The organism is Lentzea sp. NEAU-D7, from assembly GCF_026242055.1.
Classification (GTDB): Bacteria; Actinomycetota; Actinomycetes; order Mycobacteriales; family Pseudonocardiaceae; genus Lentzea.
The window spans coordinates 186,683-209,134 of the sequence record NZ_JAPJDL010000002.1; the positions used below are offsets into that span (position 1 = coordinate 186,683).

Here is a 22,452-nt window from a genome sequence, read left to right on the forward strand (position 1 = left end):
GGATTTTACGCGTTGAGGGGTGGTGGTCCGGTGACCGGGCCTGAACTGCTGGTGCTGTGGGACATCGACAACACGCTGATCTCGGCGCGCGGCTTCGGCGGACTGATGTACCGCGAGGCGTTCCGGAGCGCCTTCGGCAGGGAGCTGAGCGGGCCCGTGGACCTCGGCGGCCGCACCGAGGCCGACATCATCGAGGAGACGCTGCGCCTGCACGACATCGAGCACACCGAGGAGGCGGCCCAGCTCCTCGCCGACGCGCTCGCGACCTCCTTCGAGGCCAGGCGCGCGGAGCTGCCCGGCCACGGCGAGGTGCTGCCGGGAGCGCTGGAGGCCCTCCAGCACTTCGCGGACGATCCGCGCGTGCACCAGGGCGTGCTGACGGCGAACCTCAGGAGCGTGGCGCTGATCAAGCTGGAGGAGTTCGGCCTGGCGCACCTGGTCGACTGGGAGGTCAGCGCGTTCGGCGACGAGCACGCCGACCGGGCCGAGCTGGTGACGTTCGCCCGCGAACGCGCCCAGCGCATCCGGCCGTTCACCCACGACGAGGTCGTGCTCATCGGCGACACCCCGCACGACGTCTACGCGGCGACGAAGGCGGGTGTCCGGCTGGTCGCCGTGGCCACCGGCCGCAGCGACGCGGACGACCTGCGGCGGGCCGGGGCCGGGACCGTGCTCGACGACCTGGCGGACCTCGGTGAGCTGACCAGGCAGGTGTGGAGGAGCGCGCCGCAGGGAAACCGCACGGCATGAATCCCGAAGCACCCGAGGCAGACGTGCAGGAGCAGCTGCGAGAGGTCGTCCCGCACGAGCCGGTCGAGACGTCGGACACGCCGCTGGAGGCGAACGAGGCCGACGCGCACGAGCAGCGCCAGGAAGTCCCCGTCGACGACGAGGATGAGGTCTAACGGGCTCTGGCCCTCGATCGATCACGGCGTTATGGTGCGCGGCATGCCCACAGCAGGCGGCCCGACAGTCAAACGGCTGTCCCAGCCGGACGCCGACATCAAACCCAAGGCCCTCGGCTTGCCCCGGGGGCGCACGGTGATCTCGGTCTTCGGCTCCACGGAAGACATCGAGACGGATCTCGCCGCGAAGTTGTTGCCGGTGCTCAGATCCGTCGTCGTGACCGCGGCGCGCAACGGCGCCGTGTTCGTCACCGAAGGCACCGACAGAGGCGTTGTCCACTTGCTGGGCATGGCTTTGCAGGCGTGCGAGCAGCGCTGGCCCGTCGTGGTCGGGGTCGCGCCGAGCAGCAAGGTGCACGACCTGACCGAGAGCTCCACCAACGGCCAGGTCCCGCTGGAACCCAACCACAGCGTCGCCGTCATCGTCCCCGGTTCGGAGTGGACGGACGCGACCCCGGTGCTGTTCCGCACGATCGACGCCGTGCGCCACAAGAAGCCCGTCGTCGCCCTCGTCGTCGGAGGCGAGAGCGAGCAGGAGGTCGTCGACCACCTCAGCGGTGACAACCCGTTGCTGGTGCTCGCCGGCACGGGCGGCCTCGCGGACCGCATCGCGACCGGCGACCTCACCGGTGACCTCGCGGTGCTGGTGCGCAGCGGCAAGATCTTCATCGTCCACGTGGACGAGGGTGCCGGCAAGGCCGTCACCGCGCTGGAACGGTTGCTGGGCAAGGAGAAGCCCGTCAAGCCACCGAGGATCCTGCCCAAGCTCCGGTACCGGGCTCCCGAGGCGCGGCCGCTGGTCGACCCCGGCTTCGTCGTCGCGTACCCGATGCTCGCGGACGCCATCCACGAAGCGAACCAGGTCGTCGCGCCGGCGTTCCAGGAGCTCGACGCGGAAGCCGACGTCGAGCAGAACCGCTACCGGCTCACGGCCGTGCTCGCGATCGTGGGCGGCCTGACGACGACGGTGTTCGCCGGGCTGCAGACGTGGCTGAAGGACACGCCGTGGCCCGGAGTGCTCGTCGTGGCGGGTGGCGCGTTCGCCGCGGCCATCACGATCGTGGCGCGCAAGCGCGAGTCGCTCGACAAGTACCTGACGGCCCGGTCGCGCGCGGAACGCCTGCGGGCGTTGTACTTCGCGCACCTCGCCGCCGTGGCGCCCGCCACCGAGGAGGAGCGCCAGGACAAGGTGGCGGACCTGGAAGCCGCGGTCAGCAACCGCAAGCACGAGGTGGTCAGGACATGAGCGACAAACTCAGGCAGGCGCAGTTCGTCGAGGCCTACCTCCGCCACCGCTTCCAGGACCGGCTCGACCACTTCGAACGCAGCCGCAAGCGCTACGCCCGTGCCCGCACGTGGACGGTCGCGCTCGCGGCGGCGATGTTCATCGCCGCCGCCGCGGCCGCCGCGATCGGCATGGCGGACGGGCCGCGCAGGGCCATGTGGGCTTTCGTGGCAACCACTTTCGCCGCTCTGGGCACCGCCATGTCGCTGTACGAGGCGACTTTCGGGTTCCGCCGCCTGGCGCGGGAGAGTGCGACCACTTCCGTTGCGCTGCAACGGCTCGCGGTGGACGGCCCCACGCCGGACGACGTGGACGACGAGCGGCTGGTCGCATTTGTGACCGAAGTGGAGTCGGTGCTGAGGTACGGCCGGTAAAAAGCCGAATCCCGGCTTGAATCGTTCGGGTTGTCTTCGGAAAAATCGCTTCCGCGGTTTGGCACGCAGCGTGGGTGATCGATTACGGTAAGCACAGGTTCTGGTGTTTCGGTCACCTAGTTGTCATGATGACCACATCCCCCGATGCGGAAGCAGGCACGACATGACTTGGGCGCGTCCCGCGATCGCCGAGCCCGAAACCGGCACCTTCGCCGAGGCCAAGGCTCTGGAAAAGGAGCACAGCACGATTCAGAACAGCAAGGCGGCACGCACCGTGGCCTGTCACGCCACGGACGCGCTCGACTGCGCCGACTTGCTGGAGATGCTCGGCCTGAGCGCCACGGAGGGCAAGGTCCGGGTGTAACCCCGCGACTGGATCCACCACTCGGCCACCAGCAGGTTCACCACGAACGACAGCCAGTTCGCGGTGGCGAACAGGAGCAGCCCGTCCCCGTCGGGCACCAGTGCGCCGAGAGCAAGGCCCCAAAGGCGACCCGTCACGGCGGCGCCGGTGAGTGCGAAACCGCGGATCATCCAGATGCGGTGTTCGCCGAACTGGCGCCGCCGTGCCGTCTTCAGGCCGAACACCGCGCTGACGAACCACAGCACGGACAGGACCGTCAGCGGCCCGGACGACGCCAGCCCGTACAGCGACAGCTGGGCGCACGCGATGCCGAGCAACGACGACGGCAGGACCGCCGCGAAGTAGACGCGTCCCATCACCCGGTGCACCCGCGGGTGCCGGGCGCGCAGGCCCGGCCAGAACTGCGATACACCCGCCAGGACCGCGACCGTTCCGGTGAAGATGTGCGCGACCAGGACGCCGTAATGGGCGGGCCCGTGCAGCGCCGGCCTCGCCTGGTCCATGTCCAGCGTGACGTACGCGCTCGCCGCGAAGATCGTTATCGCCACGCAGACCAGTCCCGACACCGCCAACCAGACGGCGTACCCCCACGAAGTCTTCATGCCCCAAGCCTGTCAACGGCTTCACTCGAACGCGCTGGTGCGCGCCCCCGAGCGAGCAGTGGGGCGCGCCCTACTGGGATGATGTGACTCATGCGTACGGTCGAGATCTCCGAAGAGCCGATCAGGCTAGGGCAGTTCCTCAAGCTGGCTCAGCTGGCCGAGGACGGCGGGCACGCCAAGGTGCTCATCGAGGACGGAGAAGTCCACGTCAACGGCTCTGTGGAGCTGCGGCGCGGTGCCCAGCTGCGCCACGGCGACATCGTGGTCGTCAATGGTGACGAGGTGCGCATTTCCGTTCGGCCGTAGGAGGTTGCTCCGTTCGGCGGTAAGTGCATGCACAAGCGCAGTCGATCAGACTAGGGCCTGAAGACCCGATCTGAACGAATACCCGGGGACATACGTATCCTTTATGTCCCTTGTGGACATCCGGGAATCGTCTTGTGGCGCCACGTTTTTGTTACTGTGAGACGCGCGTCACGTCCGGTGTTCGGACGCCGGGAAAATTTTTTCCAGGGTCTGTAACGCGGACGCCGGAACATACGAATCACCGGTTGCGAGCTTCGGCGGCCGAGCCCGGATGACGGCTCTGCCGAAGATCGCGAAGTCCGAAGTTCCAAGGTCCTCGGGGTGACCTGCGTTCGTGCACGTCCGGAATCGCCGCTGAGCCGGGGAGATCAAAACGATGAGTGAGCAGGTCCGCGCTGCCCGTGACGTCGACGGGTTGCGCTCCACGCTCAACACTCTGTCGGAACACAGACAGACCCATCCACCCGTAGCGCGCTGGGAAAGCCGCTACCGATACGCCGTGATCACGGCCGATGTGCTGACCGTCGTCCTGGTCGTCATCGCCGTCGGTGCCGTCATGAGCATGCGTCACACGGCCTTCGGCCCGCTTTCCCTTGCATTGCTGGACATACTCACAGTAGTTGTCGTGGTCGGTTCCCTCGCCATCAACCGCGTGTGGACACCGGCCGTCCTCGGCCAGGGAGCCGAGGAGTTCCGAAGACTCGGCCGGGGTTTGTTCGGTGCCGTCGTGGCGCTCGGCCTCGGAGCGCTCGCCGTCGACATCCCCGGCGCCCGCCTGTGGATCTTCGTCGTAGTTCCCGCGATCGCACTGGTCGCGTTTCCCATGCGCTACCTCCTGCGCCGCCCGCTGCACCGCGGCCGCAGTGAAGGACGATTCCTGCTCTCGGTCCTCGCCGCCGGCAACCTGGACACCGTCGAGGACCTCATCCACCGCACCAAGCGCGTCGCCCACCTGGGCTGGCGCGTGGACGCGATCTGCACGATCGACGGCCGCGGCCGCTCCGGCACCGAGGTCGACGGCGTGCCCGTCGTCGGCCAGCTGCGCGAGCTCGCCGAGCACGTCCGCCGCGGTGGGTACCGCATCGTCGCCGTCACACCCGACGCCTACTGGACACCTCGCCGTCTCCAGCAGCTCGCGTGGGCGCTCGAAGGCTCCGGTGCCGAAATGGTCGTTTCTCCCGGTCTCATGGAGGTCGCCGGCCCGCGGCTGCACATGAGCGCCGTGCTCGGCATGCCGCTGCTGCGCGTGAGCGAACCGGCCCTGAGCGGATTCCGCCGTCTGGTCAAGGAAGTCGTCGATCGCGTCGGAGCGTTCGTCCTCCTGGTCCTGCTGGCACCGCTCATGTTCGCCGTCGCGGCGTTCGTGATGATCGACAGCCGCGGTCCCGTCTTCTACCGCCAGAAGCGCGTCGGCAAGACCGGTGTGCCGTTCACGATCATCAAGTTCCGCACGATGGTGACCAACGCCGACGCGTTGCGCGCCAGGCTCGCCAGTGTCGACGAGGGCAACGGCGTGCTGTTCAAGATGAAGAAGGACCCGCGCATCACCAAGGTCGGCACGTTCCTGCGCCGCTACTCCATCGACGAGCTGCCACAGCTGTTCAACGTCCTCGCGGGCAGCATGTCGCTCGTCGGCCCGCGCCCACCGCTGCCGGAGGAGACCGCGAAGTACTCCTCGGACGTGCGGCGCCGCCTGCTGGTGAAGCCCGGCCTGACCGGTCTGTGGCAGGTGAGCGGACGGAGCGACCTCTCGTGGGAGGAGTCGATCCGCCTCGACCTGCGCTACGTCGAGGACTGGTCGCTCGCACTCGACCTCGTGATCATGTGGAAGACCTTCCGCGCCGTCTTCGGCGGCCAGGGGGCCTACTGATGGGGAACCAAGACGTGATTGGCCTTGCTGTCATCGGTGCCGGGTACTGGGGGCCGAACCTCGTTCGCAACGCCCAGGCCACGCCGGCGCTGCACCTGCGCTACCTGTGCGACCTCGACGTCGAGAAGGCCCAGCGCGTGCTGGGCCAGTACTCGACGGTGCGCGCCACCGCGTCGCTGGACGAGGTCCTCGCCGACCCCGACGTCCACGCGGTCGCCATCGCCACCCCCGCGGCCACGCACCTGCCCGTCGCCCTCGCGGCGCTGGAGGCCGGCAAGCACGTCCTTGTGGAGAAGCCGCTCGCGGCCAACTTCGAGGACGGCCTCAAGCTCGTCGAGACCGCCGAGCAGCGCGGCCTCACGCTGATGCTGGACCACACCTTCGCCTACACGTCGTCGGTGCAGCACCTGCGCAAGATCATCCGTGGCGGCGACCTCGGTGACATCCAGTACATCGACTCGGTGCGCATCAACCTCGGTCTGGTGCAGCCGGACGTCGACGTGCTGTGGGACCTCGCCCCGCACGACCTGTCGATCTTCGAGGCGATCCTGCCCGACGACGTGCGCCCGGTCGAGGTCTCGGCGCACGGCTCCGACCCCATCGGCGCGGGCGTCGCGTGCGTCGGCCACCTCACGGTGCGGCTGTCCAACGGGGCGATCACGCACGTGCACGTGAACTGGCTGTCGCCGACGAAGATTCGCACGATGGTCATCGGCGGTTCGCAGCGCACGGTCGTGTGGGACGACAACAATCCCGCACAGCGACTGTCCATTTACGACCGGGGAGTCGACCTCTCCCCGGAGCAGCAGAAGATCTCCTACCGCACCGGCGACATGGTCGCGCCGGCGTTGGTGGAACGCGAGGCGTTGCGGTCGATGATGGCGGAGTTCGCCGCGTCCATCACCGAGAAGCGCGCCCCGCTGACCGACGGCCGCGCGGGTCTGCGCGTGCTGGCGGTGCTGGAGGCGGCGTCGGAGTCGCTGCGCTCCGGCGGGGTCTTCGTTCCCGTTCAACAAGTCGAAGGCAGGGTTTCTTGATGTCGGCCCCCAAGGATCTGGCCCAGGAGGGTCTGGCCCAGCCGATCACCGGTCAGCGCGCGCTCGTCACGGGCGGCGCCGGAACCATCGGTTCGTCGGTCGTGGACCAGCTCGTCGAGGCCGGCGCGGCCGAGGTCGTCGTGCTGGACAACTTCGTGCGCGGCCGCCGGGAGAACCTGGCCTCCGCGCTCGAGTCCGGTGTCGTCCGCGTCGTCGAGGGCGACATCAACGACAAGGCGCTGGTGCGCGAGCTGACCGAGGGCATGGACCTCGTCTTCCACCTCGCCGCCATCCGCATCACGCAGTGCGCGGAGGAACCGCGGCTGGCGCTGGAATGCCTGGTCGACGGCACGTTCACGATCCTGGAGGCCGCCGCGGCCGCCGGGGTGAAGAAGGTCATCGCGTCGTCGTCGGCGTCGATCTACGGCCTCGCGGAGTCGTTCCCCACCGGCGAACGGCACCACCCGTACAACAACGACACCTTCTACGGCGCCGCGAAGGCGTTCAACGAGGGCATGCTGCGCAGCTTCAAGGCCATGTACGACCTCGACTACGTGGCGCTGCGCTACTTCAACGTGTACGGCCCGCGGATGGACGTCCACGGTCTGTACACCGAGGTGCTCATCCGCTGGATGGAGCGCATCGTCGACGGCAAGTCGCCGCTCATCTTCGGCGACGGCGCCCAGACGATGGACTTCGTGCACGTGCACGACATCGCACGCGCCAACATCCTCGCGGCCAAGGCGCCGGTCACGGACACGGTGTACAACATCGCGTCCTCCCAGGAGACCTCGCTCAAGGAGCTCGCCCTCGCGTTGCTTGCCGCGATGGACTCCGACCTGCCGCTGGAGCACGGCCCCGAGCGCAAGGTGAACGGCGTGACGCGCCGGCTCGCCGACATCAGCCTCGCGGCCACCGAGCTCGGGTGGAAGCCCGAGATCGAGATGGACGGCGGACTGCGCGACCTCGTCGCGTGGTGGCGTGCCGAGAAGGCCGCCGCCGAGCAGAACGCCCGGTAACACCCCCGAAAGCCGCGGCCGCGGCGCCCCCCGCACCCCCACGCCGCCGCGCCGCGCCGCCCCACCCGCCCCGCACCCTCCAGCACGAACGTTCGCTGGACCGGCCGGAACCCGCCGCCGTCGGGCTCCGGTCACCTCCCCGCCGTCAGCGGACGCCGTTCTGCTCCTCTCCGCCGTCGAGCAGGACGGCGTCCGCCGGCACCAGGTCCACCACCGATGAAGGGCAGTACCAGTGATTCCGGTTATGCGGCCGTTGCTCGGTGAGGAAGAGGCGCTCGCCGCCGCCGAGGCCGTCCGGTCCGGCTGGGTGGCGCAGGGCCCGCGCGTCCGCGAGTTCGAGGAGGCGTTCGCCGCGTCGGTCGGCGCGAGCCACGGCGTGGCCGTGTCGTCGTGCACCACCGGCCTGCACCTCGCCGTGCACCTGCTCGGCATCGGCCCCGGCGACGAGGTCGTCGTGCCGTCGTTGTCGTTCATCGCCACCGCGAACGCCGTGCGCTACACCGGCGCGACCCCCGTCTTCGCCGACGTCGAAGCCGGGACGGGCAACATCAGCGCGTCCACAGTGGAGCCGGTGCTCACCGAGCGCACACGCGCGGTCATGGTCGTGCACCAGGCCGGCGTGCCCGCCGACGTCGACGCCCTCAAGGCGTTCTGCGAACCGCGTGGCATCGCGGTGATCGAGGACGCGGCCTGCGCCGCGGGTTCCACCTACAAGGGCAAGCCGGTCGGCACGAACGCGCTGCTGGCCGCTTGGTCGTTCCACCCGCGCAAGCTCCTCACCACGGGTGAGGGCGGCATGGTCACCACCGACGACCCCGACTGGGCCGTCCGGCTCAAGCGCCTGCGGGAACACGGCATGAGCGTGTCCGCCGCGGACCGCCACAACGGCGGGTCGGCCGTGATCGAGCAGTACCTGGAGACGGCGTTCAACTACCGGATGACCGACATCCAGGCCGCCGTCGGCCTGGTCCAGCTGTCCAAACTGGACGCGATCATCGCCCGTCGCCGTGAGCTGGCCGCCCGCTACCACGAGCTGCTGGCGGACACCGGCCTCACCGCGGTGGCCGACCCCGAGTACGGCACCACGAACTACCAGTCGTTCTGGGTCTGGCTCCCCGAGGGCGCGGACCGCCAGGAAGTCCTTGCGGGCCTTGCCGAACGCGGCGTGAGCGCACGGCGCGGAATCATGGCGTCACACCTCGAGCCCGCTTACGAGGGTCACGAGTGCGCGGAACTGCCGGTGACGGAGGCCTTCACGGCCCGGACGCTGATCCTTCCGCTCTTCCACGACATGACCGAGTCCGAACAGGACACCGTCGTGTCAGCGTTGTCGGAAACTCTCCACACATCCCATCTGACCCTGCGTGGTTGAAAAGTAAAGATTCAACCCCCACCGGAACATTTTTGTGTTGACACGTAACAGTTCTAACCAGATCGCCGACGTTCGGAGTAGCAGCCCTGTGCTGTCCAGCGTAGTGCGCGGCTCACACACGGTAACTCCGTCCGAGAGGTGAAACCCAATGGTGGCTCAGCAGTCGCGTCTCGTGCGGGTGCTTGTGATCACGGCATTAATCGCATCGACGATGTTCGTGCTCGGCGTCTTCAACCCTCCGAAGGCCAACGCCGCTCCGTGCGACTTCCCCGTCACCAACAAGGTCGCGTGTGAGAACACGCAGACCGGTGCGGACAACTGGCAGGCCCAGTACCGGGACGACACGATCCTCGGGTACACGACGGACATCAGCTACAACATCGGCCAGACCGTCAGCTTCAAGATGCTGACGTCGGCCTCCTCGTACAAGCTCGACATCTACCGGATGGGCTGGTACGGCGGCAAGGGCGCCCGGTACATGGGCACGGTCAACCGCAACACACCGCAGAACCAGCCACCGTGTCTGCGGGACACGCCGTCCGCGCTCGTCGACTGCGGCAACTGGGCGGTGTCGGTCACCTGGAACATCCCGTCCACCGCGGTCTCGGGCATCTACTACGTGCGCATGACGCGCAACGACACCGGCGCCGAGAACGAGATGGCGTTCGTCGTCCGCGACGACAGCTCGACCTCGAAGATCTTCTTCCAGACCTCCGACGCCACCTGGGTCGCCTACAACCGCTACGGCGGCAACAGCCTCTACTTCGGTGACGGCCCCGGCCAGGGCGGCAGCTCGTACAAGGTCAGCTACAACCGCCCCTACACCGGCGGCGACGGCGACGAGAACTTCATCTTCAACGCCGAGTACCCGATGCTGAGGTTCCTGGAGCGCAACGGGTACGACATGAGCTACACGACCGACGTGGACTCCGCCCGCCGCGGCAACCTGATCAAGAACCACAAGGTCTTCATGGCGGTCGGCCACGACGAGTACTGGTCGAACGAGCAGTGGAACAACGTGATGGCCGCCCGTGACGCGGGTGTGCACATGGCGTTCCTGACCGGCAACGAGATCTTCTGGAAGACCAAGTGGGAGAAGAGCATCGACTCCTCCCAGACCGACTGGCGCACCATCGTCTGCTACAAGGAGACGAAGGGGGCCCAGAACGACGGCGAGAACACCTGGACCGGCACGTGGCGAGATCCGCGCTACAGCCCGCCGCAGGACGGCGGCAGACCCGAGAACGCGTTGCTCGGCAACATGTTCACGGTCAACGGCCGGCGTGACGACTCCCTGCAGGTCCCGGCCGCGTACGGCAAGATGCGGCTCTGGCGCAACACCGACCTGGTGAACCTCGCCGCGGGCACCACGTACACGTTCCAGCCCGGCACGCTGGGCTACGAGTGGAACACCGTGTACGACAACGGCTTCCAGCCCGCCGGCGTCGCGCAGATGTCACGCACCACGGTGAACCTCGACGGCTACTACGCCCTGAAGAACTACGGCGACGAGTACGGCTCCAGCACCGAAACGCACGCGATCACGTACTACCGCGCGCCTTCCGGCGCCCTCGTGTTCGGTGCCGGCACGGTCCAGTGGGCGTGGGGCGTCGACGACGAGCACGCGTTCCCGACCAACACGCCGACGTCGGACAAGCGGATCAAGCAGGCGACGGTCAACTTCCTCGCCGACATGGGCGTCCAGCCCTACCAGCTGTGGGGTGCCGACCAGCTCGTCATCTCCGGCGCGATCAACGACAACGCGGCGCCCGGCGTGCAGATCACGACCCTGCCGGCGCAGTCGACGGTCGGCCAGCCCTACACCTTCAGCGGCACCGCGATCGACGCCGCCGGCAAGGTCGCGGGCGTCGAGGTCTCGACCGACGGCGGCACGCGCTGGCACTACGCCAACTGGCAGGCCGGGCAGACGTCGTGGAGCTACACCTACACGCCGTCGCAGTCCGGCACGGCACAGCTCAGGGTCCGCGCGGTCGACGACTCGCTGAACCTGTCCGCGCCCGTGTCCGCCACGCCGAACGTGACCTCGAAGACCTGCCCCTGCGGCATGTTCTCCGGCACGGAGGTCCCGAAGGTCGCCTCGGCCAACGACAACTCGCAGCTGGAGCTCGGCGTCAAGTGGCGGGCCGCGAGCAACGGCTACGTCCGCGGCGTGAAGTTCTACAAGGGCACCGGCAACACCGGCACGCACACCGGCAGCCTGTGGAGCTCCAACGGTGATCTGCTCGCCACCGGCACGTTCACGAACGAGAGCCCGACGGGCTGGCAGACGCTGCTCTTCCCGCAGCCGGTCGCGGTGAACGGCAACACGACCTACATCGTGTCGTACTACACGCCGACAGGGCACTTCGCCTACGACACCGGCGGGTTCTACCAGCAACAGGCCTACATGGAACCCATCACCGGCCTCAAGTCCGGTGTGGACGGACCGAACGGCGTCTTCCGCTTCGGCGCCGGCTTCCCGAACCAGACGTTCGACCACACCAACTACTGGGTCGACGTGGTGTGGGCGACGGACCCCGGTCCCGACACCCGCGCGCCGATCCAGAGCGCGATGTCCCCGGTGTCCAACGCCGGATCCGTCGCGCTGAACATCACGGTGTCCGGCACGTTCGACGAGAACGTCACGCTGGCCTCGGCCCAGGTCACGGTGACCGGCCCGTCCGGCGCGGTCACGGGCACCAAGTCGATCTCGAACGACGCCCGCACGATCACGTTCACGCCGTCGGCACCTCTGGCGGCGGCCACGGCCTACACCGTCACGATGAGGGCGGCGGACGCGGCGGGGAACCTGTCCTCGCAGGCGAACTGGACGTTCACGACAGGCTCGCCGCGCCCGGCGACCTGCCCGTGCACGGTCTGGGACGACTTCGCGGCACCCGCGGTGATCGACGCCGGTGACACGAGCCAGGTCGAGGTCGGCACGAAGGTCCGCTTCGACGGCAAGGGCGAGGTGCTGGGCGTCCGCTTCTACAAGGGCACCGGCAACACCGGCACGCACACCGGCTCGCTGTGGACCTCCACGGGTCTGCTGCTCGCGACCGGCACGTTCACCGGTGAGACCACGTCCGGCTGGCAGAAGCTGATGTTCAACTCACCGGTCCAGGTGCAGGCGAACACGACCTACGTCGTCTCGTACAACGCCCCGAACGGCCGGTATTCGGTCACCTCCGGCTACTTCAACGGCCAGGAGGCGAGCTACCAGTCGCTGCACGCGTTGCAGAACGGCGCGGACGGTGGCAACGGCGTCTACAAGTACGGCAGCGGGTTCCCGAACTCGTCGTACAACGCCACGAACTACTGGGTCGACGTCATCTACCGCAACGGTCTCAACGGTGACACCACGCCGCCGACGATCACGAACCGCACGCCGGCCGTGAACGCGACGAACGTGGGCCTCCAGACCGCGCTGACGGCCACCTTCAGCGAGCCGGTCGACCCCGCGTCGGCGCAGATCTGGCTGAAGGACCCGAAGGGCGGCAAGCTGTCCGGCTCGGTGTCGCTGTCCGGCGACCAGAAGACGGTCACCTGGACGCCGTCCGGCAAGCTCGTGCCCGGCACGCAGTACCAGGCGCGCGTGGGCATCGCGGACGTCAACGGCATCGCGATGACGGCCCCCGCGGAGTGGACCTTCACGACCACGACGACCGCGACCTGCCCGTGCTCGCTCTTCAGCACGGCGACGGTGCCGGACGAGACGTCGGCCGACGACTCGGGCGCGTACGAGCTGGGCGTCCGGATCACCCCGACCCAGTCGGGCCAGATCACCGGTGTCCGCTTCTACAAGGGTTCCGGCAACACCGGCACGCACACCGGCAGCCTCTGGAACGCGAGCGGTCAGCGCCTCGCCACGGGCACCTTCACGGGTGAGACCGCGACGGGCTGGCAGACGCTCACGTTCTCGCAGCCGGTGATCGTCAGCTCCGGCCAGACCTACACCGCCTCGTACACGACGACCACCGGGCACTACGCGGTGAACGCCGGGTACTTCGGGACGGGGCCGGTCAACTCCGGTCCGCTGACGGCGCCGCAGGAGACGAACGGCGTGTTCACTCCGGGCAGCGGGTTCCCGACCATGACGTACGGCTCCGGCAACTACTGGGTCGACGTGGTCTACCAGCCCAACGCGGACAACGTCGCTCCGGTGGCGCAGTCGCACACGCCGCTGAGCGGTGCGTCCGAGGTGGCCCTGAACTCGACGGTCACCGTGTCGTTCGACGAGCCCGTGGACCTCAACTCGGCGCAGTTCGACGTCACCGACCCCGGTGGCGCGAAGATCGCCGGCACGCGGGCGCTCTCGCCGGACAGCAGGATGATCACGTTCACCCCCGCGGCGCGGTTCGCGGCGTCCACCACGTACTCGGTGAGCGTCAAGGCCGCGGACACGTTCGGCAACATGATGGCCAACCCGGTCACGTGGTCGTTCACGTCGGCGACGACGCAGACCTGCCCGTGCTCGCTGTTCAGCGCGGCCACCGTTCCGACGGTGACCTCGGCTGACGACAACGGCGCGTACGAGCTGGGCGTCAAGTTCACGTCGAGCACGAACGGGCAGATCACCGGCGTGAAGTTCTACAAGGGCGCGGGCAACACCGGCACCCACACCGGATCGCTGTGGTCCGCGGACGGCCAGCGCCTGGCCACCGGCACGTTCTCGAACGAGACCGAGTCCGGCTGGCAGACGCTGACGTTCACGCAGCCGGTGGCGATCACCGCCGGCACCACGTACACGGCGTCGTACACGACCACCACGGGTCACTACGCGGTGAACGCCGGCTACTTCGGCTCGGTGACCTCACCGCCGCTGGGTGCCGCACCGTCCGCCGGTGTGTTCACGGCCGGGTCGGGCTTCCCGACCACGACCTACAACGGTGGCAACTACTGGGTGGACGTGGTGTTCCAGTGATGCACCTGTGACCGCAAGGCCACTGCTGTTCATCGGGGCAGGTGGACTCGCTCGCGAGACTCTCGCGGCGGTCCGCCTCCTCCCGGAGACGTGGAACCCCCTCGGGGCGCTCGACGACTCCACCGCCCTGCACGGCACCCTGATCGACGGGGTGCCCGTGCTGGGCGGGCTCGACCTGCTGGCCGATCATCCGGACGCGGCCGTCGTGCTCTGCATCGCGAGTGCGCGGCGGTCGCTGGTCCGGCTGGGCGTGGCCAGGAAGCTCGACCTGCCGGACGAGCGATGGGCGACCATCGTGCACCCGGCGGCCGTGACCTCCGGTGCTTCTGTCGGCGCCGGGTCGATTCTGCTCGCGGGTGTCGTCATCACGACCCCGCTGGAGATCGGGCGGCACGTGGTGGCCATGCCCCAGGTGCTGATCACCCACGACGACGAGGTCTCGGACGGCGTCACGTTCGCCGGCCGCGCCTCGCTCGCGGGGTCGGTGCACGTCGGGGAGGCCGCGTACCTGGGACAGGGAGCCATGGTGCGCGAGGGCGTGAAGATCGGCGCCGGTGCCGTCATCGGCATGGGAGCCGTTGTCCTGCGGGACGTTCCCGCAGGAGAGACGTGGGCCGGCGTGCCGGCCCGCCCGTTGCGTGGGGAGAGCGCGTGATCGAGATTCCACTGGTGGACCTGCGTGCCCAGCACGAGCAGGTGGCCGACGAGGTGGCGGACGGCTGGGCCGAGGTGCTCAAGACGACGGCCTTCATCAACGGCCCCCAGGTCGCCCGGTTCGAGTCGGAATTCGCTGCCTACCAGGAAGTTCCGCACGCCATCGGTGTCGGCAACGGCACCGACGCCATCGAGCTGGCGTTGCGCGCGCTGGGCGTCGGCCACGGTGACGAGGTCGTGCTGCCCGCCAACACCTTCATCGCCACGGCCGAGGCCGTCGCCCGCTGCGGCGCGACGCCCGTGCTCGTGGACTGCGTGGACGACACGCTGCTGATCGACACCTCCCAGGTGTCCTCTGTGGTCACCTCGCGCACCAAGGCCGTGGTGCCCGTGCACCTCTACGGCCAGGCCGCCCCGGTCGAGCTGCTGCCGCTGGGCCTGCCGGTCATCGAGGACGCCGCCCAGGCCCAGGGCGCGCGCCGCAACGGCGTCGCCGTCGGCGGCCTCGGCGTCGCCGCCGCGACCTCGTTCTACCCCGGCAAGAACCTCGGCGCGTACGGTGACGGCGGCGCGGTGCTGACGACGTCGGACGCGATCGCCGAGTCGGTGAAGCTGCTGCGCGAGCACGGTTCGCCGCGCAAGTACGAGCACCCGGTGCTCGGCTTCAACAGCCGCCTCGACACGCTGCAGGCCGTGGTGCTGTCCGCCAAGCTGCGCCGCCTGGAGGGCTGGAACCAGGCCCGCCGCGCCGCCGCCCAGCGCTACACCGAGATGCTCGCTGACGTTCCCGGCGTGCGCACTCCGGTGGTCCTGGACGGCAACCTGCCCGTCTGGCACCTCTACGTCGTGCGCGTGGCCGAGCGCGACCGCGTGCTCTCCGCCCTGCACGCCGCGGGGATCGGCGCCGGCATCCACTACCCGACGCCCCTGCACAAGACGGGTGCGTTCGCGCACCTCGACGGCTCGTTCCCGATCGCCGAGACCTCGGCCGCGGAGATCCTGTCGCTGCCGCTGTTCCCCGAGATCACCGAGGCGCAGCAGGCCCGTGTGGTCGAGGCGCTGAAGGCGGCGCTCTGATGACCGGCGTTCGCGTGCACCCGCACGGCCTGTGCGAGTCGGACGACGTCGGCGACGGCACGCGCGTGTGGGCGTTCGCGCACGTGCTGCCGGGCGCGCGCATTGGCCGTGACTGCAACATCTGCGACGGCGCGTTCGTCGAGTCGCGCGCGGTGCTGGGCAACAACGTGACGGTCAAGAACGGGACGTTGGTCTTCGACGGAGTCACGTGCGAGGACGACGTCTTCCTCGGCCCGAACGTGCTCTTCACCAACGACCTGCGCCCGCGCGCCCACGTCAAGAAGACCGGCGACGCGCTGGAGACCACTCTGGTGCGCCGCGGGGCCACACTGGGCGCCGGTGCGATCGTGGTGTGCGGCACCGAGATCGGCGAGCACGCGTTCGCCGCGGCCGGTGCGGTCGTCACGAAGTCGGTGCCCGCGCACGCTTTCGTGGCGGGCAATCCGGCCGTGGTGAAGGGCTGGGTCTGCGCGTGCGGGGTGCGGCTCTCAGAGGACCTGTCGTGCCCCGAGTGCGGCATCCGGCACGAAGAGACCGCGGACGGCCTGAAAGCCGTCTGAGCAAGCGTTCAGGGCCGCCGGAGCGAGGGCTTCGGCGGCCTTTCGCGCAAAACCCGGACGCGTGGCCGCGGGACTTGTAACGTCCCGGCGGTGCATTTGCTCACCACCGCGCAACAGGACCGGTTGCGGCACCTTGCCCGCCGCAGCCCGGCGTTCATCGGCATGCGGATCGTCGTCCACGAGGACCACGTCGAGGTCAGTCATCCGGAGCAGCTCGAACTCGGCTTCGAGTCGCTGTCGGCGGCCCTGGCCGGCGTTCCGGGTGATCAGTGGGCGGATCTGGTCGACGAGCACTTCCGGCGGGCCATCGCTCTCGGGACGGCGGACGGTTCCGACCTCGACGGCCCGGCCGACGCCGTGCTCCAGCGCACCTACCTGCGCCTGGCCACCTCGGACAGCGGGGTGTCGGAGGTCGCGTCCTACGCCGCCGAGATCACGCCCGGCCTGCTCCAGGTGTTCGCCTTCGACCGGCCCGACTCCATCGTGGTCATGAAGGACGAGCACGTGCTCCGGCACGGTTACGACCAGCTCTACGACGCCGGCGCGGAGAACCTGGCGGGGGAGCTGCCGGACGGGTACTTCGAGGCCGACGGCGTCTACTACCTGCAAGGCTCGGACTACGTCGGCTCCCTGGTGCTGATCGTCCCGTGGGTGATCGAGGCCGTGACCGGGGTGGCCGACGCGCCGCACGGCGCACTGGTCGCGATGCCCGCCCGCGACCAGTTCATCTTCCACGTCATCCGGGACCGCGACACCGCGGGCGTGCTGGCGGCGCTGGACGAGGTCGGGCGGCTCGCCGCCGAGTGCCACGCGACCAGCGCCTACCAGCTCAGCTCACGGGTGTACTGGTGGCGTCCCCTGCCCGTGGGCGGGCTCGAAACCGTCGGGCACCACGACGGCGCGGGCATGGCCACCTACTACTCCGACGACTTCGAGGACATGCTCTTCACCGTGGGCCTGGAGTACGGAACCGGCTGAGCCGGTCACGCGGGTTCCCAGGCCACGAGCCGGTCGAAGACGCGCAGGTGGTCGCCCTCGCCCTTCAGGTCCTCCGCGGTCTTGCGGCCGTAGAAGGACAGCACGAGGTCGCTCGCCGTGCCCGTGAACGACGCGTCGGCGGTGCCCGGGACGTCACCGACTCGGGCGCCCTCCGCGTCGAGCGTCACGCGCCAGGAGCGGCCCTCGGTGGCGTGGTAGTCGACGATCGTGGGCTCGTGCGGCCACGGTGACGTCGTCGCGACGCAGGTCGTCTGGAACTCCTCCACGCCGTCGAGCGCCACCTCGGCCGGCAGCGGCTGCGGGGCGCCGGTGGTGAGTTGCGCGTCGTAGGTGTGGACCGCGATCTCCTGGAGCTGGTGCCGGGCGGCGGTACCGGTGGTCCTCGGCGACTGGAAGTCGCTCCACCACGCCCAGCAGCCGCGATCCGGGCCGGACTCCTCCAGCGCTTCCACCAGCAGCCGCGACGACTCGGTCATCCACGCCACCAGGTCCTCGCGCGGTGCCACGGCCGGGGTGCGGGCCGGGGGAGCGTCGGCCGGGCCCGCGGCGACGATTTCCGCCCACTTGCGGCGGCCGTCGCCCAGGTGCTGGACGAGGTCGTACAGCGTCCAGCCCGGGCAGGACGGCACCGGTGCGTCGAGGTCGGGAGCGGCGGCGATGGCCGCGCAGAAGGCGGCGGTCCGCTCCTCGATCAGTCGCAGCAGGTCGGGGAACGGCAGAGTCGTGTGCACGCCGCTGTCTACCACCGAGCCGCGGTGGCGGGACACCGATTTAAAGCTGGTCCGTTTTCACCCGAACGAGCCGTTCTATGGAGCTACTTCAACGCTTACGGTCCAAGAGCATGACTGCGATCATCTCCACCGCGTACAGCCGGGATCTGGGCGACGAACTGCGCAGACTGCGCGAGAACTGCACCAGCTTCGGAGGCCGTGCGATGGCCGCCCAACTGGGGTGGGACCCGAGCAAGGTCTCGAACATCGAGACCGGCAAGGCCCGCGCCACCGAGGTCGACCTCGCCCAGTACTTCGCGACGTGCGGTAAGGATCTCGACTACCTGCTGGACTTCACCAGCCGGTACAGGCACGCGTTCGACCTGTACTTCGCCCAGGTGCCGGAGAACCTGCGCACGCTCACCATGGTCGAGAACATGGCAACGAAGATCTTCGCGTACGAGATTTTGTCGATCCCAGGGCTTTTGCAGACGGAGGCCTACACGCGTGCACTGTTCACGGCTGCCGACTGCGAGTCACTGGAAGCCATTGAGAAGGGCGTCGCGGCCCGCATGGACCGGCAAAGCATCTGGCGGCGGCCCTACCGCCCTGATTGCGTCTTCTACGTGCACGAACTCGCGCTGCGGATGCGGGTCGGCGACGCGAAGGTCATGGAAGACCAGTACCTGCGCCTTCTCTTCAACGCGCACATCGTGCGAATCGTGCCGGCGAACGCCGTCATCCTCGCGCTGAAGACACCGCTCACGTTGTTCGAGTTCGGCAAGGCGTCGCCTCTGGCTTACACGGAGACCGATCTGGCCAAGGTGTTCGCGCAGGAGACCTCGGCCATCACGGCGAGCAGGAAGCTCTTCGAGAGGTTGGATGCCGTAGCGCTGGATGAGGAACAATCTCGGAGCATGCTGGCGACGTACGTCAGCGGACTGCGAGAGGACCCTCATGACTGGCGAACGGACCTGGCGTAAGAGCTCCTACAGCGGCGCCACGACTGACAGCAACTGCGTCGAGGTTTCCCTGGCCCAGGACGCGTTGGTGCGGGACTCGAAGAACGCGAGCGGTGACGTCCTCGCGTTCTCCGCCCCTGCCTGGCAGAGCCTGCTCAACTGGCTGGACTGACCTCGGCCGCCCTGCGTGCGGCGGCCTCCTGTCTGGCTATGCGCAGCAACGCGCCGGACACGCCGATCAGCATGAACGTCATGCCGGTCGCGACGCTGAACGCGAGCTCGTCGAACGTGGCGGCGCCCAGCGCGGACGTCAGCATCGCGGCCACCAGGCACATCGCGATGCCGCGCACGCCCTCGTCGCGGGACAGCGCGCGGGCCCGCAGCGCCGCGAATATGGCGCCGAGGAACAGCAGCACGAAGGCGATCAGCCCCAGGTAGCCGTTCTCGATCATCGTCAGCAGGTACTGGTTGTCGAGGATCGTGTACTTCGAGGGCAGGAAGGTGCCGAAGCCCCTGCCCAGCCACGGGTGTTTGGCGATCTCCAGCCAGGCGCCGTCGTAGTCCTTCGTGCGGCCCTGGAACGACGGGTCGTCCTCGATGTTGGAGAACATCGAGGTCACGGTGCCGAACAGGCCCGGCACGACGATGGACGCGCCGCCCAGGAACACCGCGCCGACGCCGAGCAGCGGCAGGCCCCGTTCGCGGGGCAGCAGGATCGCCATCACGATGCCCGTCACCACCAGGCCGATGATCGCCGTGCGGGACAGCGACAGGATCGCCATCAGCGCGAGCAGCGACAGGGCGGTCCACCAGCGGCCCACGGGCTCGCCGCGGTCCTTCGCCTGGAACACGAAGTGCGCGGCGAACGGCACGCCCAGCACGCACACCAGACCGAACTCGATCGGGTGGTTCACGGTGCCGGCCGGGCGGAAGAAGATCGACCGCGACTCCAGCGCCGAGTAGCCGTTGTCCTGCACGCGCAGGCCCGGCAGCGTGATGTAGGACGCTAGGTCGAGGCCCAGGCCGAACTGGAACAGGCCGACGAACGCGCTGACCGTCAGGCAGCCCACCATCACCCGCAGCGCGCGGCTCAGCCTCTCGCCGCTGCGCACGGCGTCGCACACGAAGACCGCGAGCGCCGCCATCGACACGATCCGGATGAGCGCCGAGTCCGACACCGACAGCTCGTCGATCGGCAGGTAGCGCCGCGTCGCGAGGGCGTACGTCGTCAGGTGCAGGATCACGTAGATCGCGAGGATCGTGCGGACGGCGTTGCGGCCCTTGGCCATGCCCAGGTGGTCGACGAGGTGGGCGGCGAACCACACCACCGCGAGGCACATCGCCACGAACAACGCCGGGGGCAGCGTGATCGGGACGAACGCGATCGTGAACCTGGCCGGGACGACGAGCAGCGCCACCATGTAGAAGATGAGCAGAGTGGCGCCGTCGGCTCGCTGGGCGGTCAGTCGTCTTTCGTCGGCCATGCCGGGTTCGGGGGCTTGGGGGCGGCGATGATGACGGTCTTCTGATGCGCGTTCGGCACACCGGGGGGCGCGGGCCGCTGCGGCACGCCCCCGTTGCCGTTGGCCGGCGGGTTCGGCCGGACCGGGGGAACGGGGGCCGGCGTGGTGTCCTTCTCGGACGGTGCCGGGTCCTTCGCGTCCTTGTCCTTGCCGTCCTTGCGGCGCTTGGCCTTCAGCATGATCGAGTCGGCGGCGAACGTGGAGGCGAGGGTCAGCAGCAGCAACACGACGGTCGCCGCGCCGACGTACCGGACCTTGCCGCCGATCTTGGCCGAGGCCGTCGTCGGCTTCACCAGGACCTGCGCGGTGATGAACGTCTGCTCGGGCGCGCTCAACGCCTTCTGCTGCGCCGCGAGCTCCGCCACGGTCTTCTCGAGCACCTTGCCGACGAGGCCTTCGGCCGCCTCGGCCGAGTCGGCCTCGGTCGTGATGAACAGCAGCGGGCCGCCGACGGGACCGGTGTTGGCGGTGTAGACGGCCGTGGAGTTCTCACCCGCCAGCTCCTCCGCCGTCTTCGGGTCGCCGAGGATCTGGGTGAGGATCTGCGCGGTGGTGGTGAGGCTGCCGTCGAACTGCAACAGCGGGTTGACCCTGACGACGTCCTCGGGCTTGGTCTTCTCCGAGTACCGGCCGCCGGCCGCGGGGGAGGTGAGGACCAGCACGCCGCTCGACTCGTACCGCGTGGGGACGGTGATGTAGACGGAGAGCGCGAGGACACCGGTGAGCAGCACTGCGGGAAGGGCGATGTACCACCGCCGCCGCAGCACTCGTACGGTTCCCCAGAAGTCCATCAAAATCCCCGATCCGCGGCTCGGTCTTGCGAACGCAATGTTCGTAGGGTATCGCCTGCTTTGAAAATCGGGGTGAGCTGCCAACTGTTACAGGCCGTAGCTGACGAGCGATGAAGGAGAGGAAACCAGGAGGCAGCATGCGTGCAGGACGACTGACCGTGACCATCGCGGCCATTCTCGTGGTCATCGGTGGGACAACGGCTTACGTCGTCACGGCGGCCACCGACGCGAACCGGCCGGCGGGCGCCGAACAGGTGTCCCAGGCCAAGACCGGCGATCTTCTCTTCGTCGATCTCGCGGGTGGTCAGCACCGGGTCGAGAAGCTCGCCGGTGGCGGCTCCCGCACCCCGACGGAGCAGGTCTGCCAGCGGTTCTACGTCGCCGGTGGCACGAGCGTGTGCCTGAAGCTGTCCGGTCCCGGCCCGACCTACTCGGCCGAGGTGAGCCGCGGCGGCAAGCCGGTCAGGACCATTCCGCTGCCCGGCATCCCGAGCCGCGCGAAGGTCTCGCAGTCCGGGAACGTGGTGTCCTGGACGAGTTTCGTCACCGGCGACTCGTACTCGGTGCCCGGCGGCTTCTCCACCCGCACCGGTTTCCACGACCTGCGCACGGGCGAGACGGTCGAGTCGCTCGAACACTTCGCCGCCACTGTGGAGGGTGCCGCGCACACGGCCAGTGACGTCAACTACTGGGGCCTGACCGTCGCCTCCGACGACAGGACCTTCTACGCGACGCTCGCCAGCGGCGGTTTCACCTGGCTGGTCAAGGGCGACCTGGTGACCAAGTCCGTGACGACGTTGCGACGCGACGCGGAATGCCCGTCGCTCTCGCCGGACGGCACGAAGGTCGCGTACAAGAAGCGCATCGGCCGCCTCGGGCCGTGGGACCTCGCGGTGCTGGACCTCGCGACCGGAACGGAGACGCGGCTGCCCGGCACGGCGGGCGTCGACGACCAGGCGACCTGGCTCACCACCGGCGAGCTCGCGTTCGCCGCGGTGCCCAAGGACGCCAAGCTCCCGGCCGTTCACGTGGTGCCCGCCGACGGCGCGCAGCCCGCGCGGGTGCTGATCCCGGACGCCACCTCGCCGTCCCCCGTGATGTGAGGAACGCTCGCGCGG

21 protein-coding genes are annotated in these 22,452 nt (G+C 68.9%); 17 read left to right on the top strand and 4 right to left on the bottom strand.

Annotated elements, in window-relative coordinates; all coding sequences use genetic code 11:
- Positions 1–30: 30 nt before the first annotated feature.
- Genes ORI60_RS04245 through ORI60_RS04260 form a run of 4 tightly spaced genes read left to right on the top strand, consistent with a single transcriptional unit; the run spans position 31 to position 2,564 of the window.
- Entirely contained in the window at positions 31–750 is a 720-nt protein-coding gene (locus ORI60_RS04245; protein WP_266034432.1) for an HAD family hydrolase, read from the top strand.
- The gene (locus ORI60_RS04250) at positions 747–905 is read left to right on the top strand and encodes a hypothetical protein (protein WP_266034435.1); all 159 of its coding nucleotides are present in this window, start codon (positions 747–749) and stop codon (positions 903–905) included. The genes ORI60_RS04245 and ORI60_RS04250 overlap by 4 nt, the downstream gene beginning before the upstream one ends.
- Before the next feature lie 43 nt (positions 906–948).
- Positions 949–2,151, top strand: coding sequence for a DUF4231 domain-containing protein (locus ORI60_RS04255; RefSeq protein ID WP_266034438.1), 1,203 nt, complete (start codon positions 949–951; stop codon positions 2,149–2,151).
- A complete protein-coding gene (locus tag ORI60_RS04260; protein WP_266034441.1) occupies positions 2,148–2,564 on the top strand; it encodes an SLATT domain-containing protein in 417 nt (138 codons plus the stop codon). The genes ORI60_RS04255 and ORI60_RS04260 overlap by 4 nt, the downstream gene beginning before the upstream one ends.
- Positions 2,565–2,846: 282 nt before the next feature.
- Here ORI60_RS04260 and ORI60_RS04265 read toward each other — a convergent pair whose 3' ends face one another.
- Positions 2,847–3,530, bottom strand: a complete 684-nt coding sequence (locus ORI60_RS04265; RefSeq protein ID WP_266034445.1) for a DUF2306 domain-containing protein — start codon at positions 3,528–3,530, stop codon at positions 2,847–2,849.
- Positions 3,531–3,620: 90 nt separating this feature from the next.
- On the opposite strand from ORI60_RS04265, the gene ORI60_RS04270 reads away from it, so the two are divergent.
- From ORI60_RS04270 to ORI60_RS04315, 10 genes are all read left to right on the top strand, one after another.
- Positions 3,621–3,836, top strand: coding sequence for an RNA-binding S4 domain-containing protein (locus ORI60_RS04270; protein ID WP_266034447.1), 216 nt, complete (start codon positions 3,621–3,623; stop codon positions 3,834–3,836).
- Between the two features lie 376 nt (positions 3,837–4,212).
- Positions 4,213–5,706, top strand: a complete 1,494-nt coding sequence (locus ORI60_RS04275; RefSeq protein ID WP_266034449.1) for a sugar transferase — start codon at positions 4,213–4,215, stop codon at positions 5,704–5,706.
- 14 nt (positions 5,707–5,720) lie between these two features.
- On the top strand, positions 5,721–6,743 hold the full coding sequence (locus ORI60_RS04280; RefSeq protein ID WP_266034451.1) for a Gfo/Idh/MocA family protein: 1,023 nt from the start codon (positions 5,721–5,723) through the stop codon (positions 6,741–6,743).
- Positions 6,743–7,762, top strand: a complete 1,020-nt coding sequence (locus ORI60_RS04285; protein ID WP_266034453.1) for an NAD-dependent epimerase/dehydratase family protein — start codon at positions 6,743–6,745, stop codon at positions 7,760–7,762. The genes ORI60_RS04280 and ORI60_RS04285 overlap by 1 nt, the downstream gene beginning before the upstream one ends.
- Before the next feature lie 244 nt (positions 7,763–8,006).
- Entirely contained in the window at positions 8,007–9,134 is a 1,128-nt protein-coding gene (locus tag ORI60_RS04290) for a DegT/DnrJ/EryC1/StrS family aminotransferase (RefSeq protein ID WP_266034456.1), read from the top strand.
- A 148-nt stretch (positions 9,135–9,282) separates the two neighbouring features.
- Positions 9,283–14,058 carry a DUF4082 domain-containing protein gene (locus ORI60_RS04295; RefSeq protein WP_266034458.1) on the top strand — a complete coding sequence of 1,592 codons (4,776 nt, stop codon included), beginning with the start codon at positions 9,283–9,285 and terminating at the stop codon, positions 14,056–14,058.
- A gap of 7 nt (positions 14,059–14,065) precedes the next feature.
- On the top strand, positions 14,066–14,713 hold the full coding sequence (locus ORI60_RS04300) for an acetyltransferase (protein ID WP_266034460.1): 648 nt from the start codon (positions 14,066–14,068) through the stop codon (positions 14,711–14,713).
- Entirely contained in the window at positions 14,710–15,789 is a 1,080-nt protein-coding gene (locus ORI60_RS04305; protein WP_266034463.1) for a DegT/DnrJ/EryC1/StrS family aminotransferase, read from the top strand. Before ORI60_RS04300 ends, ORI60_RS04305 begins: the two co-directional genes overlap by 4 nt.
- Positions 15,789–16,349: an acyltransferase gene (locus ORI60_RS04310; RefSeq protein WP_266034466.1), complete on the top strand. Its 561-nt coding sequence runs from the start codon at positions 15,789–15,791 to the stop codon at positions 16,347–16,349. The genes ORI60_RS04305 and ORI60_RS04310 overlap by 1 nt, the downstream gene beginning before the upstream one ends.
- Positions 16,350–16,439: 90 nt before the next feature.
- The gene (locus ORI60_RS04315) at positions 16,440–17,327 is read left to right on the top strand and encodes a hypothetical protein (RefSeq protein WP_266034469.1); all 888 of its coding nucleotides are present in this window, start codon (positions 16,440–16,442) and stop codon (positions 17,325–17,327) included.
- 5 nt (positions 17,328–17,332) lie between these two features.
- On the opposite strand, the gene ORI60_RS04320 is transcribed toward ORI60_RS04315, so the two are convergent.
- Positions 17,333–18,115 (bottom strand): maleylpyruvate isomerase family mycothiol-dependent enzyme, encoded by a 783-nt coding sequence (locus ORI60_RS04320; protein ID WP_266034471.1) that lies wholly within the window; start codon positions 18,113–18,115, stop codon positions 17,333–17,335.
- Between the two features lie 74 nt (positions 18,116–18,189).
- Here ORI60_RS04320 and ORI60_RS04325 point away from each other — a divergent pair, with 74 nt between their 5' ends.
- The gene (locus tag ORI60_RS04325) at positions 18,190–19,041 is read left to right on the top strand and encodes a helix-turn-helix domain-containing protein (protein WP_266034472.1); all 852 of its coding nucleotides are present in this window, start codon (positions 18,190–18,192) and stop codon (positions 19,039–19,041) included.
- Positions 19,016–19,192 (top strand): DUF397 domain-containing protein, encoded by a 177-nt coding sequence (locus ORI60_RS04330; protein ID WP_266034475.1) that lies wholly within the window; start codon positions 19,016–19,018, stop codon positions 19,190–19,192. The genes ORI60_RS04325 and ORI60_RS04330 overlap by 26 nt, the downstream gene beginning before the upstream one ends.
- Here ORI60_RS04330 and ORI60_RS04335 read toward each other — a convergent pair.
- Entirely contained in the window at positions 19,176–20,504 is a 1,329-nt protein-coding gene (locus ORI60_RS04335; RefSeq protein WP_266034478.1) for an O-antigen ligase family protein, read from the bottom strand. The genes ORI60_RS04330 and ORI60_RS04335 overlap by 17 nt on opposite strands.
- On the bottom strand, positions 20,483–21,334 hold the full coding sequence (locus ORI60_RS04340) for a hypothetical protein (protein ID WP_266034481.1): 852 nt from the start codon (positions 21,332–21,334) through the stop codon (positions 20,483–20,485). Before ORI60_RS04340 ends, ORI60_RS04335 begins: the two co-directional genes overlap by 22 nt.
- Positions 21,335–21,471: 137 nt before the next feature.
- Here ORI60_RS04340 and ORI60_RS04345 point away from each other — a divergent pair, with 137 nt between their 5' ends.
- Positions 21,472–22,437, top strand: a complete 966-nt coding sequence (locus tag ORI60_RS04345) for a TolB family protein (RefSeq protein WP_266034484.1) — start codon at positions 21,472–21,474, stop codon at positions 22,435–22,437.
- Positions 22,438–22,452: the final 15 nt, after the last annotated feature.

What these genes read in the sequence shown, in the direction of transcription:
- ORI60_RS04250 (WP_266034435.1), top strand. Translation starts at nt 747, where the DNA reads ATGAATCCCGAAGCACCCGAGGCAGACGTGCAGGAGCAGCTGCGAGAG.
- ORI60_RS04255 (WP_266034438.1), top strand. Translation starts at nt 949, where the DNA reads ATGCCCACAGCAGGCGGCCCGACAGTCAAACGGCTGTCCCAGCCGGAC.
- ORI60_RS04260 (WP_266034441.1), top strand. Translation starts at nt 2,148, where the DNA reads ATGAGCGACAAACTCAGGCAGGCGCAGTTCGTCGAGGCCTACCTCCGC.
- ORI60_RS04265 (WP_266034445.1), bottom strand. Translation starts at nt 3,530, where the DNA reads ATGAAGACTTCGTGGGGGTACGCCGTCTGGTTGGCGGTGTCGGGACTG.
- ORI60_RS04270 (WP_266034447.1), top strand. Translation starts at nt 3,621, where the DNA reads ATGCGTACGGTCGAGATCTCCGAAGAGCCGATCAGGCTAGGGCAGTTC.
- ORI60_RS04275 (WP_266034449.1), top strand. Translation starts at nt 4,213, where the DNA reads ATGAGTGAGCAGGTCCGCGCTGCCCGTGACGTCGACGGGTTGCGCTCC.
- ORI60_RS04285 (WP_266034453.1), top strand. Translation starts at nt 6,743, where the DNA reads ATGTCGGCCCCCAAGGATCTGGCCCAGGAGGGTCTGGCCCAGCCGATC.
- ORI60_RS04290 (WP_266034456.1), top strand. Translation starts at nt 8,007, where the DNA reads ATGCGGCCGTTGCTCGGTGAGGAAGAGGCGCTCGCCGCCGCCGAGGCC.
- ORI60_RS04295 (WP_266034458.1), top strand. Translation starts at nt 9,283, where the DNA reads ATGGTGGCTCAGCAGTCGCGTCTCGTGCGGGTGCTTGTGATCACGGCA.
- ORI60_RS04310 (WP_266034466.1), top strand. Translation starts at nt 15,789, where the DNA reads ATGACCGGCGTTCGCGTGCACCCGCACGGCCTGTGCGAGTCGGACGAC.
- ORI60_RS04325 (WP_266034472.1), top strand. Translation starts at nt 18,190, where the DNA reads ATGACTGCGATCATCTCCACCGCGTACAGCCGGGATCTGGGCGACGAA.
- ORI60_RS04330 (WP_266034475.1), top strand. Translation starts at nt 19,016, where the DNA reads ATGACTGGCGAACGGACCTGGCGTAAGAGCTCCTACAGCGGCGCCACG.
- ORI60_RS04335 (WP_266034478.1), bottom strand. Translation starts at nt 20,504, where the DNA reads ATGGCCGACGAAAGACGACTGACCGCCCAGCGAGCCGACGGCGCCACT.
- ORI60_RS04340 (WP_266034481.1), bottom strand. Translation starts at nt 21,334, where the DNA reads ATGGACTTCTGGGGAACCGTACGAGTGCTGCGGCGGCGGTGGTACATC.
- ORI60_RS04345 (WP_266034484.1), top strand. Translation starts at nt 21,472, where the DNA reads ATGCGTGCAGGACGACTGACCGTGACCATCGCGGCCATTCTCGTGGTC.